Raw genomic sequence first — 13,591 nt, forward strand, 5'->3', positions numbered from 1 at the left:
GTATAGGTTGGAGCTCACTTGTTTTAATAATATACTTATTAACAATTGTTTGTAATAACTGTTAATTTATTGTTTATAATAATTTCATTTGAAATTTTTCGGTAAATACAATTTATACTACTATAATTGACCTAAATATTCATGCAATTATTAATTTTAGGATTAAATACAAGCTAGTTTGAGCTTATTATTTGTCATTTTAAACAGTTTAAGTATAGTTATCCACATTTTTTGTGGATAACATGTTGATATGATGTTGACAGAATTATGCCATTTTTTATCTACTTATGTTTGTATTCCCTTGTTAACAATAAATTGGCTTCACCGATAGAATTTGAATTCTTGATATATGTCAAGAACTTTTCCGCTATGATAATCTACTTTTGATAGATGAAAAGAGCAATAACAACACGTATTATTATTAACAATTCGGTAGAAAGTATTTGGCAAATCCTAATGGACTACAAATCGGACTCAGAATGGTCACCTACAATCAAACCGTTATCCGTATTCCCTGAAGTTGGAAATAATGTGAAAGTACTTTTGACGCAACCCAATGGTTTTCAAATAACGATGAATCCTAAGATATTGCGTAAGGAAAGTAATACAGAGTTACGTTGGAAAGGTAAGTTATTCGTCAAAGGACTGTTTGATGGTGAGCATTACTTTATATTGAATAGGATAGATGCAAATACCACAGAATTTATTCAAGGGGAAGTTTTTTCAGGCGTATTAATTCCTTTTCTGAAGCGTATGATTGATAAAGATACCTTAGCAGGGTTTGAAATGTTTAATCAAGCACTAAAAATAAGATGTGAAAACACGTAGTAAGACTACATTATTAATGGGGTTACTCTGATACAGATTGGGCTATACGCTAAGGCTAAAAAAATATTTTTTTGATGTTTCAAGATGTTCAACATGACAATGTAGAATTGTCTGGTCTTCTTGACGATGATAGGAATGTTCTCGAAGAATGTTGATATTATAAGTGATTGATTAGCATATCAAAATGTAACTCTCCAAGTTTATAGATTGAATTATTATAGGAACAAACCACCTATTAATCCAGCATATTATTGATAAAGATAGCTTAGCAGGGTTTGAAATGTTTAATCAAGCACTAAAACAAAGAGCCGAATGTATTTAGTATTCGGCTCTTTGTTTTTTATATTTTTGGCTGTTGATTTATCTAAATATACATATCCAAATCACCTTTTCCTTCACGGATTACTTCAAATTCGCCATTCGTTAAGTCTACGATTGTTGAAGCGACATTGTCGCCATATCCACCGTCGATCACTAGATCTACCAAATCTTGGTATTTCTCGTATATCAATTCAGGATCTGTAGAATATTCAATGATTTCATCTTCATCATGAATCGAAGTTGTGACGATAGGATTACCCAATTGCTTTACTATTTCGCGAACAATGGCATTGTCAGGAACACGAATACCTACAGTTTTCTTTTTTGAGCTCAATAGCTTAGGAACTTGTCCGCTAGCATTGAAGATAAAAGTAAATGGTCCAGGTAGTGCTTTTTTCAGAACACGAAATACTGCTGTATCAAAAGGCTTTGTATATTGAGAGATATCTGTTAAGTCATAGCAGATGAAGGATAAGTTTGCCTTTTCGGGTTTTATTCCACGTATTTGACATACACGTTCGATAGCTTTCTGATTGGTAATATCACAGCCAATACCATAAACAGTATCCGTAGGATAAATGATCACACCTCCTTTTTTTAGAATGTCAACAGCCTGATCTATTATCTTAGGATTAGGATTGTCATTATATATTTTTACTAGCATATTGAATTTATAAAAAAGGTTTTCTTAAAGTGAATTTATCTATACTATTTTTTATTGTAAACAACAACAGCCAAAAAAATGTTTTGGCTGTTGTGTTATACGTTTTTTATTTATTAAAATTCAGCATTCTTTGGCGTACGTGGGAAAGGAATTACGTCACGGATATTCGTCATACCTGTAGTGAATAATACCAATCTTTCAAAACCAACACCAAATCCTGAATGTGGCACTGAACCGAAACGGCGTGTGTCTAAGAACCATTCGATTTCCTCAGGTTCGATACCTACTTCAGCCATACGCGCTAAAAGTTTGTCTAAGTTTTCTTCACGTTGTGATCCGCCAACCATCTCACCGATACCAGGGAAAAGAATATCCATAGCACGTACGGTGTGACGACCTTCAGCATCTACTTCATTTTGTTTCATGTAGAATGACTTGATCTCACGTGGATAATCTGTTAAGATTACTGGTTTTTTGAAGTGTTTCTCGACCAAATATCTTTCATGCTCCGATTGTAAGTCAGCGCCCCAACCTTCAATTAAATATTTGAATTGTTTCTTTTGGTTTGGTTTAGAAGATTTCAAAATATCGATAGCTTCTGTATATGTCAAACGCTCAAAGTTATTTTCTAAAACGAAGTTTAATTTATCTACTAAGTTCAATTCCGAGCGCTCCGCTTGCGGTTTAGATTTCTCTTCTTCTAGCAAACGGTTTTTTAAGAACTCAATTTCTTCCGGACAAGCTTCTAAAGCATATTTGATGACATATTTCAACAAGTCTTCCGCCAAATCCATATTGTCTTCTAGCTCATAAAATGCCATCTCTGGCTCAATCATCCAAAACTCAGCCAAGTGACGTGTCGTATTGGAATTTTCGGCGCGGAAAGTAGGACCGAAAGTGTAAATGTTACCGAATGCTAAAGCCGCTAATTCACCTTCCAGCTGTCCTGAAACCGTTAAGTTAGTTGATTTACCAAAGAAATCTTCTTTATAATCTACTTTGCCATCTTCTGTCAAAGGAGGGTTGATAGGATCCAATGTCGTTACTCGGAACATTTCACCTGCACCTTCAGCATCCGAACCTGTGATAATAGGTGAGTGGAAATATACGAAGTCACGCTCTTGGAAGAATTTGTGTATAGCAAATGATAAGGCATTACGTACTTTGAAAATAGCATTGAATGTTCCTGTACGAACACGCAAGTGAGCAATCTCACGTAAGAATTCTAAGCTATGCTTCTTAGGTTGTAGTGGATATTTTTCGGGATCCGAATCGCCAATAATAGAAACTTCTGTAGCTTGGACTTCCACACGTTGACCTTTGCCTTGTGATTCTACCAAATTACCTTTTACACGAACAGCCGAACCTGTAGTAATTCTTTTTAAGATATCTTCAGGCGTATTTTCAAAATCTACTACAGCTTGTATATTATTAATCGTAGAACCGTCATTGATCGCAATAAATTGATTATTACGGAATGTTCTAACCCAACCTTTTACAATAACCTCTTTTCCAAATTCTTCGGATTTTAATAATTCTTTAATTCGTGTATGTTCCATTGTATGTCTAAGGAATTTATAATGCTAACTTTAAGAGTACAAAAATACGCTATTATATTGTGTTATAAAAGCTAATTTTTTAGACTTATTATCTTTATTATTTAGGAATATTGATAGATGTATTTTAATTTTAGTAATCATACAATATATAAACTTATCCTATGGTTAGCATTTTGTCGGTTCTGTCATGTATCGTACTTTTATTAAGCATCCTGCCGTTTAGTAGAAATCAACATTGGGTTTTTAGGGTGCCTGATTTTATTAGACCTCAAATTTTCGTTTTGCAGCTCCTATTGTTGACTGTGAGTATGTTCTATCTAAATGCGTTGGGTAACATGAAATGGATTTGTTTAGTGTTGATATTTTCTGTGTTATATAATGTATATATATTTGCTCGCTTCACAAAATTCTGGCGATCTACAAAATATGCTCCCTCCGAACATCATTCTAATGATATTAAAGTAATTTCAGTTAATGTATATCAATTTAACACGGCATATGAACGCTTAGTAGAACTGATCAATCGGGAGCAGCCTGATATATTTCTAACTATGGAGAGTAATTTGGATTGGGAAAATGCGATGCAACCCTTAGAAAAAGATTACCCTTATTCCCAAAAGATTGCTTTGGAGAATACCTATGGTATGCATTTCTATACTAAGCTCAAAGTAATAAGCCTTAAAGTACATCATTTTGTTGCCGATGACCTCCCAAGTATTGAAGCTGAAATAGAAACAAACGACGGTTATCGATTTGTGTTTTTTGGCGTGCATCCACCACCGCCAAGTCCGACAGAAGAAGCGACATCAAAGGAAAGAGATGGCGATTTGTTGAGTGTCGCAAAACAGGTCAAGGATTATAAGCTACCCGTATTTGTAACAGGTGATTTCAATACTGTCGCTTGGTCACGAGCTTCTATTTTGTTTAAGAAAACTAGTGGTTTAATTGATGCACGATATGGCAGAGGTTATCTAGCTACTTTTCATACCAAATATTGGTTTTTTAGAATACCCTTAGATTTGTTATATCATAGTTCGACTATTTTTATTAGATATTTAAAGATTTTGCCGTCAATAGGTTCTGACCATTTTCCTATTATGTCTATTTTTTATATTGACAAGAATAATGATGAACAAGAATCTGATATTAAAACGTTAGATTCGGATGAGAAAATTGAGGTCGAGGAATTGATAGAGGAAGGTAAAGAAGAGGTTAGTGATAATAGACAATAGGATTGAATATAGGTATGATATTTAGAAAAGCCGTAGAATCAGATATAGACCAGATTTGGGAAGTACTTCAGTATGCTATAGCACGTAGAAAAAGTGATGGTAGTAGTCAATGGCAAGACGGTTATCCAAATCCAGATGCTATTTGTAATGATTTGAACAATGATTGGGCATATGTCATCGCTGATGACGAAGGTGTATTGGCTTATGCTGCGGTTATTTTTGACGGCGAGCCTGCATATGATGATATCGAAGGAAAGTGGCTTTCTACGGATGATTACGTAGTCTTACATCGTGTTGCCGCTGCTGAGCGTTCCAAAGGGATGGGAATAGCAACGCACTTTTTCAAATATGTAGAAGAATTGGCCTTATCCCAAAATGTACACAGCATCAAAGTAGATACTAATTTTGACAATATAGCGATGCTCAAAATTTTGGATCGGTTGGGTTATCAATATTGTGGTGAAGTTTATTTTAGAGGTTCAGCTCGCAAAGCTTTTGAGAAGTTGATATGATTTTCATTGAAAGATACCAAAGACACGATTATCCAAGTCTTTGGTATCTTTTCGTATTACTTATTTAGCTAGGTATCCACCATCCACTGGGTAGTAGGAGCCAGTTACAAAGGATGATTTGTCTGATGCTAACCATAATGCTAGTTCTGCAACTTCTTCTGCTTTACCGAGACGTTGAAATGCATGTTGGCTAGCTAAATAATCTAAAGTTGATTTATCTAAAGCATTGTCTACTAAAGGTGTAGATATGAATCCTGGACCAATAGCATTAACTCGAACTCCTTTAGTTCCATATTCCCAGCCAGCAGATTTCGTTAATCCAACGACCCCATGTTTGGCTGCCACATAGGCTGATGATTGCGCAAATCCCACTTGGCCTAATATAGACGCCATGTTGATTATACTTCCACCAACTTTTTCTATCTCAGGAATTTGGTACAGCATACCATAGAAAACACCATTAAGATTTATATCAATTACTTTTTTCCAATCTTCGATTTTATAATCACCTACTGTTGCGGCAGCTCCACCTATTCCAGCATTATTGACGGCAATATGTAGTGCACCAAATTTTTCAATCGCTAGATCGACAATTTTTTTATTATCTTCTGGAGATGAAGAATCTGCTTTTATAAATGTCGCGTTATTTTCGCCACATGTGATGGCTAATTGCTTTCCTAGCACCTCATTTAAGTCAGAGATGACAACTTTAGCTCCTTCTTTTACAAAAAGCTCAACAATAGCTTTTCCAATACCTGAAGCTCCTCCAGTTACGATGGCTACTTTATTTTCTAACTGTCTCATAGTAAATGTTTTTACTAAAATAGAACTTTATAATGAGGTAAAAAGTGATTAATGTTTCAATAAAAAGTAATTATATAAAATGAAAAGGCCTCATAAAGTATTTAACTCGTGAGGCCTTCATAATTTGTTATGATTATTATCCTTTAATGCTTTTAATAAAATCTGGAATCTTCGTTAAGTAATTTTCTTCTGCTAAAAGCTTGACAAATGCGGTTCCGACAATAGCACCATTTGCATATTTGGTAGCTTTACCAAAAGTTTCCTTATTTGATATACCAAAACCTATAATAAAAGGGTTTTTTAAATCCATATCCTTTATACGTTTGAAATAAGCTTCAGCCTGATCTTTTACTTCTAGATTACCTCCTGTTATAGCATTTGAAGATAACAAATAAATAAAGTTTGTCGTTAAATCATCAATTTTACGGATACGTGATTCTGACGTTTGCGGTGTTACCAAGAAAATATTACTAATGCCATTTTCTTCGAAAATAGATTGATATAATTCTTCGTACTCATACATCGGAAGATCCGGGATAATAGACCCGTTGACACCTACCTCTTTACATGATTTGCAGAAGTTTTCTACACCATACTGTAATACCGGGTTGAAATAACCCATCAAATAAACAGGGATAGAAACATGTTGACGTAAATCCTTCAATTGTTCAAATAGAAGTGCTAAGGTCATACCGTTTTTTAGTGCTTCTTCCGAAGAATGCTGAATTGTTGGTCCATCGGCTACAGGATCTGAATAGGGGAAACCTATTTCCAAAAAGTCGGCGCCAGCTTCTTCTAGTGCTTTTGCTATTGTAACCGTGCTATCTAATGTTGGATAGCCAGCCGTAAAATATATAGATAACAATCCGTTGGAATGTTTTGTAACTTGCATAATTGTAGTCTTTTACAGATTAAAATACTTCATATAATTGTCCAAATCCTTATCTCCACGTCCCGAAAGACAGATAACAACAGTTTCATCACCCTTGAACTTCATTTTCTCCAAATGTGCTAAAGCGTGAGAACTCTCAATTGCTGGGATAATACCTTCCAATTTTGTCAAGCGCAATCCTGCTTGCATCGCCTCGTCGTCTGTAGCGGATACATATTCCCCACGTCCTGATTTGAACAACCAAGCATGTTGAGGGCCAATCCCAGGATAATCCAGTCCTGCGGAAATTGAATAAGGCTCGATTACTTGACCATCTTCTGTCTGCATTAATATTTGGCGACTACCGTGCAAAACGCCTTCTCTGCCCAAAGCTGTTGTAGCTGCAGTTTCTCCAGAGTCAACGCCATGTCCTGCTGCTTCTACAGCAATGATTTTGACCTCTTCATCATCCAAGAAATTATAAAACATTCCTGCCGCATTTGAGCCTCCACCTACACATGCCATTACGATATCTGGCGTTTCTTTACCAGTTTTTTCTAATAGCTGTTTGCGTGTCTCTGCTGAGATAATAGATTGGAAACGCGCAACCATATCTGGATATGGATGCGGACCTACTACCGAACCGATGATATAGTGTGTGTCCACAGGGTTATTTATCCAATCACGTAGCGCTTCATTTGTTGCATCTTTTAATGTTTGACTTCCTGAAGTCGCTGGAACGACTGTAGCTCCCATCATTTTCATACGTGCGACATTGGGTGCTTGACGCTCAATATCGATTGCTCCCATATAAACGACACATTCCAAGCCTTTCAAAGCACAGACGGTAGCGGTTGCAACACCGTGTTGGCCAGCACCGGTTTCGGCAATAATACGTTTTTTGCCTAATTTCTGTGCTAGTAATATTTGACCAATCGTATTATTGATTTTATGTGCTCCTGTATGATTTAAATCTTCACGTTTTAAGAATATTTTTGCTCCGTATTTATCTGATAGTCGTTTAGCGTGATAAAGCGGGGATGGACGGCCTACATAATCTTTTAATAACTGTTCGAACTCTTCCTTGAAGGAAGGGTCATCCATGATTTGCAAATATTGGTTTTGTAGTTCTTCTACATTTGGGTACAACATTTCAGGAATATAAGCTCCCCCAAATGGTCCATAATAACCTTTGCTATCTACTTGATATTTGCTCATTTTATAATTGATAATGCTTGTGTTAATAAATCTATATTTTTTATTGCCGGTTGGATTTCAAATTTAGAATTTAAATCTAATCCGTATAATCTTTCGTCTTTAAATGTTGCAGCTTCTTTGATATTGTCAATGGAGATACCTCCACTTAATAAATAAGGTTTGTTGTAAGGATTTTCTCTCAACTTTTCCCAATTGAAAGATTGGCCCGTTCCGCCGTAAGCCTTGCTTTTGGTATCGAATAGGAAATAGTCAACAGTATTTTCATAATCGCTGATTGTTTTCCATTCAAAATCATCGTCTATGCCAAAAGCTTTTAAAGTTTCTATTCCCAATTCGCTTACGTGCTTGCACAATTCAGGACTTTCGTCGCCATGCAATTGTACAACTTGTAAATCAAATTCTTTAACTTTTTTCTTTATTTCATCTAATGTAGTATTCACAAATACACCGACTTTTTTGATATGATTAGGGATGTTGTATATGGGTATATCGCTTACAAATCTTGATGACTTTGCATAAAATATAAAGCCAATATAATCAATAGGTAGCGCTGTGAGCGCCTCTATGTTACTGGCTTCACGCATCCCACAAACTTTTATTTTTAGCTTTTTAGTCATTTGTTTTTGTTTATTAATATATCATCTTGTATGCAAGATCTAAAAAACATCTTTTATTGTTGTCATCTTGAATGCAATGAAAGATCTAAAACATTACAATCTAATCTCTCTATCTACAATAGATTCTTCCTGTCGTCAGAATGACAAGTTATGTCAACTGTCGTCAGAATGACAAAAAACATATTTGTCATCTTGAATGAAATGAAAGATCTAAAGCAATCTAATCTCTCTCTAAAATAGATTCTTCCTGTCATCAGAATGACAAGTTATGTCTACTGTCGTCAGAATGACAAAAAACATATTTGTCATCTTGAATGCAATGAAAGATCTAAAACACTGCATTCAAACACCTCTTTACTAAGATTTACCTCCCAGTCAACTTTTTCAATGCATCCAATGCTTTCAGACCAAGTAATGACTGCTCAGCTTCATAGTAACAATCAGCAAATGATTTCTCAGGATGGAATGTTTTGATTCCAAAAGCAGCATTAGTTAATACTACATTGTTTTGTACCTCATTGCCTTGTCCTTCGATAATCACTTTAAATAATTTCGTCGCATCTTCAACTGTATCACCACCTGCTAAGTCTTCAGCATTCACAGGTTTGAATCCTAATTCATCAACAGAATAGTAATTTTCACCTTTGTTGTTGATCACTTTAAAATCTCCTGTAAGAGAGATTTCATCATACCCATCTAATGAATGAATGATACTATATTGTTTATCTGTATTTTGGTAGAGATAGGTATATAAGCGTGCTAATTCTAAACTGAAAACTCCTACTGATTGATACTTAGGATTTGCAGGGTTTGTTAAAGGACCTAGCATATTGAAAAATGTTTTTACGCCTAAAGCACGACGTATTGGAGCAACAGTTTTCATTGCAGGATGAAATAACGGTGCGTGCAAGAAGCATATATTTGCCTCATCCAATTGTTTGTGAAGGATATCTTTATCGTTCGTAAAAGTATAACCTAAAGCCTCCATTACATTCGAAGAACCGCATCCCGAAGAAACACCAACATTACCATGTTTCGCCACTTTATACCCCGCTCCAGCAATCACAAATGAAGCCAATGTCGATATGTTGAAGGTATTCTTACCGTCACCACCAGTACCGCACATATCAATCAAATCATAACCATTAAAATCAAGCTTCAAACATAAATCGTACATGGCATCACGAAACCCATTTAACTCCTCAACACGAATACTACGCATACCATAAGTCGTCATAAAGGCGGCAATTTGGTGCGGATCATAGTGGCCTGTCGTAATATTTGTAAGAATCTCGTATGCTTGTTCACGACTAAACGATTTGTATTCAAATAGATGTTTTAATATGTCTTTCATAATTTTAAAAAAAGAAAAAGGCTTACCTTACTGGCAAGCCTACTATTTTTTGATTGTAATTCAAATTTAAGCAATAGACATTTGCCACAACATTAATTGTTGTGCCACCACCATGCGTTGTTTGATACTAATTGATTCAATTGTTGATTGTTTATAAACAAATATCCTAAATGAATTATTAAAGTCAAAATATTTATTGAGTTTTTTTATTATAATTCTTTTAAATGATTTTATTCTTTTAATAAAGTACAAAATGTGCTTTCCCTTTTCCATTTGCTACCAACGTGAAGGATGCAATTTTTTCTTCTTCTAGGTATACCGCAAGCATTTGCTTGTTGCGATAGTATAAAAAGTAGATATTATCTGGGTTGAGTGATTCGATATCAATGTCTTTAATATCTTTTTTAGGCATTTTACTATAGGCTATATATGTAATTTCATCTAATTTTTTATTCATTAGATTGACACGGATTTCACCCAAACTAGCCTCTAAGTAGTCATATATGTCATTGTTAGGTTTTTCAATGGTCATATATTGGCTCAATATCACATCATAAGCAATGCTATCTTCGGCAAGCTGTGCTATAAATGAACGTAAAATAGTACTGTCACAAGTGGTATTGGCATTTTGCTCTTGCTGAGCAAATGAAAAAAAAGAAGATAGGGTCAATACAAAAGCTAGAATTGTGCGCATAGAATTGTGGTTATGATGGTTTGACATCCAATGTAAGAGACGGCTTAGACGATACAAAATAAAAATAGCACTTTCAAAAAGTGCTATTTTTATGATATTTTAATACTCGTCTTCATTGAAAAAGAAATCGTCTTTCGTTGGATAATCAGGCCAAATTTCTTCGATAACTTCATAAGGCTCGCCATCATCTTCCAAAGCTTGAAGATTCTCAATTACCTCTACTGGAGCTCCAGAACGAATTGCATAATCGATTAATTCATCTTTTGTTGCAGGCCATGGAGCATCCTCTAAATGTGATGCTAATTCTAGTGTCCAATACATAGTTTTACTATTTAATGTTTTACCTTTTTCGCAAAAATAGCAATATATTTAACTATTGCAAGTTAAATACATGTTAAATGAATTTAACAACTTTAACTTGTTGATAACTAGATTTTTATTTTTTGACGTTTATTTCTTTTTTTATTTATTTGGAGTTTTCCAATGATATTGCATTTGCGTGAATACTCTCTCTTGCAACGACGCTAGCTCTACGGCAGATAGATTTTTTGTAGTTATTGGTTTTAATACTTTAATATGGACCGTCCCTGGTCGCGAGCCAAATTTTTTGCCATCGTCCCATAGTATTTTCCAAGCATCTACTATCACAACAGGGAGTAATTGTACTTCGTTATCCAATGCCAAGCGAAAAGAGCCTGACTTGAATTCATGCAATCGTGGCGGGAATTCATCGTCTATCTTTCCTTCCGGGAATATGACTAATGATTTCCCTTCTTTCAAGGCTTTGTCAGCCTGTTTGAATGCTTTGAATGCTGACACACGACTAGAGCGATCCACTGCAATATCTATAGTCTTAAAGAATGTACGTGTTACAGGATTATGAAGTAATTCGGATTTACCGATAAAAGATATCGGTTGTTTACATAGATAGGTTACTGCCGTAATATCTAATAATGAAGTATGATTGGGACAGATGACATAGTTTTTAGACCAGTCAATATCACTTTCATATTCAATCTTAAACTTTATTCCTACACTGTAGGCAGCAAGGATAGTCATCCATTTTCTACAAAAGGCTATGTGCCGATAATATTTCTGTGGATTCTTTATAAAAAAATAAAGAAATGGATAGAAAATACAAAAGAAAATGAAAACGGAAGATAAATATAAGGTTGTATGTGCTCTTCTTAACAGATTTAACATACACAAAGATATAATATGTTGGTAAATAAAAAATAAAGGGGCTAAATTATCAGCCCCTTTATTTTTATTTGCTTAATTCAGCATAATATTTGTGGAACAAAGGAATAGTTTCGATTCCTTTTAAGTAATTCTCAATACCGTATTTCTCATTTGGAGAGTGTAGGTTGTCACTATCTAAGCCAAATCCCAAAAGAACAGTTTTAATGCCTAATTCTTTTTCAAATAATGCTACAATAGGAATAGATCCACCGCCACGTGTAGGAATAGGTTTTTTGTTAAATGTAACCTCTAACGCTTTCTCTGCTGCTTTGTATGCAATACTATCCGTAGGAGTAACAACAGGCTCACCACCATGATGCGGTTTTACAGTCACTTGAACATTGCTAGGAGCGATTCCTTCAAAGTGATCTTTGAATAATTTTGTGATTTTGTGTGAATCTTGGTTTGGTACCAAACGCATAGAAATCTTAGCAAATGCTTTAGATGGCAATACTGTCTTAGCACCTTCGCCAATGTAACCACCCCATATACCATTCACTTCTAACGTAGGACGGATACCTGTACGCTCAATTGTTGTATAACCTTCTTCTCCCCAAACATCACTAACGCCTAAATCAGTTTTATATTCTTCGATATCGAAAGGAGCTTCATTTAAAGCTTTTCTTTCTTCAGCTGTCAATTCAACGACATCGTCATAGAATCCTGGGATAGCAATATGGTTGTTCTCGTCATGCAATGAAGCGATCAATTTAGCTAAGATTGTAGCTGGGTTGGCAACAGCACCTCCGTATACACCAGAGTGTAAGTCGCGGTTAGGACCTGTTACTTCTACTTCTACATATGATAAACCACGTAATCCAGTTTCTAGAGACGGGTTTTCTAAGCTAATCATTGAAGTATCAGAAATAACGATTACATCAGCTTTTAAGCGTTCTTTATTTGCAGCAACAAAAATACCCAAGTTCTCAGAACCTACTTCTTCTTCACCTTCAATCATAAATTTTACGTTACACGCTAATTGGTTTTCACGAACCATATACTCAAAAGCTTTCACGTGCATATAAAATTGACCTTTGTCATCTGCAGCACCACGAGCATAGATTTTACCATCACGAACGGTAGGCTCAAATGGTGGCGTATGCCACAATTCTAATGGATCTGCAGGTTGAACGTCATAGTGACCATATACTAATACAGTAGGCAATGAAGCGTCAAATATTTTTTCACCATATACAATTGGATAACCAGCTGTAGGACAGATTTCTACATTGTCAGCACCAGCATCTTTTAGTTTTTGGGCTACAAATTCTGCTGTATTTAATACGCCTTCTTTATACTGAGGATCAGCACTAACAGAAGGGAAACGTAATAATTCGAATAATTCTTCTAAGAAGCGATCTTTATTCGCTTCCACATAATCTTTGATGTTTTGCATGTCAAAAATGATTTTTACAAAAATAGCGAATTAATATATATAATTCTTTATTCTATTTTTTTATGTAATTACGATTACTTTTGCATCTTATAAACCAAAGATCGTGCTACATCTTTTTTTTTAAACCTATTAGTTACTATTAATGGTCATTCATAGTATAGGCTTTAATTGTATGTCTCTGAATACTTGTGAAAATATTTTTATTTATAATTCATTTCACCTGTAACATTTTGGGATATTGATCAACTAATACGTTTAATTAATGTACTTTATTTCCAT

14 protein-coding genes are annotated in these 13,591 nt (G+C 34.9%); 3 read left to right on the top strand and 11 right to left on the bottom strand.

Annotation, left to right across the window (positions count from 1 at the left end; genetic code table 11):
- Window positions 1-390 precede the first annotated feature (390 nt).
- Complete coding sequence (locus tag IP023_RS13440) at window positions 391-828, top strand: SRPBCC domain-containing protein (protein ID WP_241790912.1); 438 nt, start codon at window positions 391-393, stop codon at window positions 826-828.
- A 364-nt stretch (window positions 829-1,192) separates the two neighbouring features.
- Here IP023_RS13440 and IP023_RS13445 read toward each other — a convergent pair whose 3' ends face one another.
- Together IP023_RS13445 and asnS are read right to left on the bottom strand one after the other, a co-directional pair.
- Window positions 1,193-1,813 (bottom strand): L-threonylcarbamoyladenylate synthase, encoded by a 621-nt coding sequence (locus IP023_RS13445; protein WP_241790913.1) that lies wholly within the window; start codon window positions 1,811-1,813, stop codon window positions 1,193-1,195.
- Between the two features lie 113 nt (window positions 1,814-1,926).
- Window positions 1,927-3,372 carry an asparagine--tRNA ligase gene (gene asnS / locus IP023_RS13450; protein ID WP_241790914.1) on the bottom strand — a complete coding sequence of 482 codons (1,446 nt, stop codon included), beginning with the start codon at window positions 3,370-3,372 and terminating at the stop codon, window positions 1,927-1,929.
- Window positions 3,373-3,707: 335 nt separating this feature from the next.
- On the opposite strand from asnS, the gene IP023_RS13455 reads away from it, so the two are divergent.
- Both IP023_RS13455 and IP023_RS13460 read left to right on the top strand, forming a co-directional pair.
- On the top strand, window positions 3,708-4,604 hold the full coding sequence (locus IP023_RS13455) for an endonuclease/exonuclease/phosphatase family protein (RefSeq protein WP_241790915.1): 897 nt from the start codon (window positions 3,708-3,710) through the stop codon (window positions 4,602-4,604).
- 14 nt (window positions 4,605-4,618) lie between these two features.
- Entirely contained in the window at window positions 4,619-5,116 is a 498-nt protein-coding gene (locus IP023_RS13460; RefSeq protein WP_241790916.1) for a GNAT family N-acetyltransferase, read from the top strand.
- 60 nt (window positions 5,117-5,176) lie between these two features.
- Here the strand turns inward: IP023_RS13460 and IP023_RS13465 are convergent, their stop codons facing one another.
- The 9 genes from IP023_RS13465 to IP023_RS13505 form a co-directional block, all read right to left on the bottom strand.
- A complete protein-coding gene (locus IP023_RS13465) occupies window positions 5,177-5,920 on the bottom strand; it encodes an SDR family NAD(P)-dependent oxidoreductase (protein WP_241790917.1) in 744 nt (247 codons plus the stop codon).
- A 136-nt stretch (window positions 5,921-6,056) separates the two neighbouring features.
- Window positions 6,057-6,812 (bottom strand): tryptophan synthase subunit alpha, encoded by a 756-nt coding sequence (gene trpA, locus IP023_RS13470; protein ID WP_241790918.1) that lies wholly within the window; start codon window positions 6,810-6,812, stop codon window positions 6,057-6,059.
- Between the two features lie 12 nt (window positions 6,813-6,824).
- The gene (trpB, locus tag IP023_RS13475; protein ID WP_241790919.1) at window positions 6,825-8,009 is read right to left on the bottom strand and encodes a tryptophan synthase subunit beta; all 1,185 of its coding nucleotides are present in this window, start codon (window positions 8,007-8,009) and stop codon (window positions 6,825-6,827) included.
- Window positions 8,006-8,626: a phosphoribosylanthranilate isomerase gene (locus tag IP023_RS13480; protein WP_241790920.1), complete on the bottom strand. Its 621-nt coding sequence runs from the start codon at window positions 8,624-8,626 to the stop codon at window positions 8,006-8,008. Before IP023_RS13480 ends, trpB begins: the two co-directional genes overlap by 4 nt.
- A 364-nt stretch (window positions 8,627-8,990) precedes the next feature.
- Entirely contained in the window at window positions 8,991-9,980 is a 990-nt protein-coding gene (gene trpD, locus IP023_RS13485) for an anthranilate phosphoribosyltransferase (RefSeq protein ID WP_241790921.1), read from the bottom strand.
- Between the two features lie 238 nt (window positions 9,981-10,218).
- Window positions 10,219-10,674: a hypothetical protein gene (locus IP023_RS13490; protein ID WP_241790922.1), complete on the bottom strand. Its 456-nt coding sequence runs from the start codon at window positions 10,672-10,674 to the stop codon at window positions 10,219-10,221.
- A gap of 99 nt (window positions 10,675-10,773) precedes the next feature.
- Entirely contained in the window at window positions 10,774-10,995 is a 222-nt protein-coding gene (locus tag IP023_RS13495) for a DUF2795 domain-containing protein (RefSeq protein WP_241790923.1), read from the bottom strand.
- Between the two features lie 141 nt (window positions 10,996-11,136).
- Window positions 11,137-11,733, bottom strand: a complete 597-nt coding sequence (locus tag IP023_RS13500; protein ID WP_241790924.1) for a lysophospholipid acyltransferase family protein — start codon at window positions 11,731-11,733, stop codon at window positions 11,137-11,139.
- A gap of 208 nt (window positions 11,734-11,941) precedes the next feature.
- Window positions 11,942-13,312 (bottom strand): dipeptidase, encoded by a 1,371-nt coding sequence (locus tag IP023_RS13505; RefSeq protein ID WP_241790925.1) that lies wholly within the window; start codon window positions 13,310-13,312, stop codon window positions 11,942-11,944.
- Between the last annotated feature and the right edge of the window lie 279 nt (window positions 13,313-13,591).

This window comes from Sphingobacterium rhinopitheci, assembly GCF_022627575.1.
In the GTDB taxonomy this organism is placed as follows: Bacteria; Bacteroidota; Bacteroidia; order Sphingobacteriales; family Sphingobacteriaceae; genus Sphingobacterium; species Sphingobacterium rhinopitheci.

Bases quoted from the DNA above. Each gene is read 5' to 3' on its own strand.
- IP023_RS13440 (WP_241790912.1), top strand. From the start codon at position 391: ATGAAAAGAGCAATAACAACACGTATTATTATTAACAATTCGGTAGAA.
- IP023_RS13445 (WP_241790913.1), bottom strand. From the start codon at position 1,813: ATGCTAGTAAAAATATATAATGACAATCCTAATCCTAAGATAATAGAT.
- asnS (WP_241790914.1), bottom strand. From the start codon at position 3,372: ATGGAACATACACGAATTAAAGAATTATTAAAATCCGAAGAATTTGGA.
- IP023_RS13455 (WP_241790915.1), top strand. From the start codon at position 3,708: ATGAAATGGATTTGTTTAGTGTTGATATTTTCTGTGTTATATAATGTA.
- IP023_RS13460 (WP_241790916.1), top strand. From the start codon at position 4,619: ATGATATTTAGAAAAGCCGTAGAATCAGATATAGACCAGATTTGGGAA.
- IP023_RS13465 (WP_241790917.1), bottom strand. From the start codon at position 5,920: ATGAGACAGTTAGAAAATAAAGTAGCCATCGTAACTGGAGGAGCTTCA.
- trpA (WP_241790918.1), bottom strand. From the start codon at position 6,812: ATGCAAGTTACAAAACATTCCAACGGATTGTTATCTATATATTTTACG.
- trpB (WP_241790919.1), bottom strand. From the start codon at position 8,009: ATGAGCAAATATCAAGTAGATAGCAAAGGTTATTATGGACCATTTGGG.
- IP023_RS13480 (WP_241790920.1), bottom strand. From the start codon at position 8,626: ATGACTAAAAAGCTAAAAATAAAAGTTTGTGGGATGCGTGAAGCCAGT.
- trpD (WP_241790921.1), bottom strand. From the start codon at position 9,980: ATGAAAGACATATTAAAACATCTATTTGAATACAAATCGTTTAGTCGT.
- IP023_RS13490 (WP_241790922.1), bottom strand. From the start codon at position 10,674: ATGCGCACAATTCTAGCTTTTGTATTGACCCTATCTTCTTTTTTTTCA.
- IP023_RS13495 (WP_241790923.1), bottom strand. From the start codon at position 10,995: ATGTATTGGACACTAGAATTAGCATCACATTTAGAGGATGCTCCATGG.
- IP023_RS13500 (WP_241790924.1), bottom strand. From the start codon at position 11,733: ATGACTATCCTTGCTGCCTACAGTGTAGGAATAAAGTTTAAGATTGAA.
- IP023_RS13505 (WP_241790925.1), bottom strand. From the start codon at position 13,312: ATGCAAAACATCAAAGATTATGTGGAAGCGAATAAAGATCGCTTCTTA.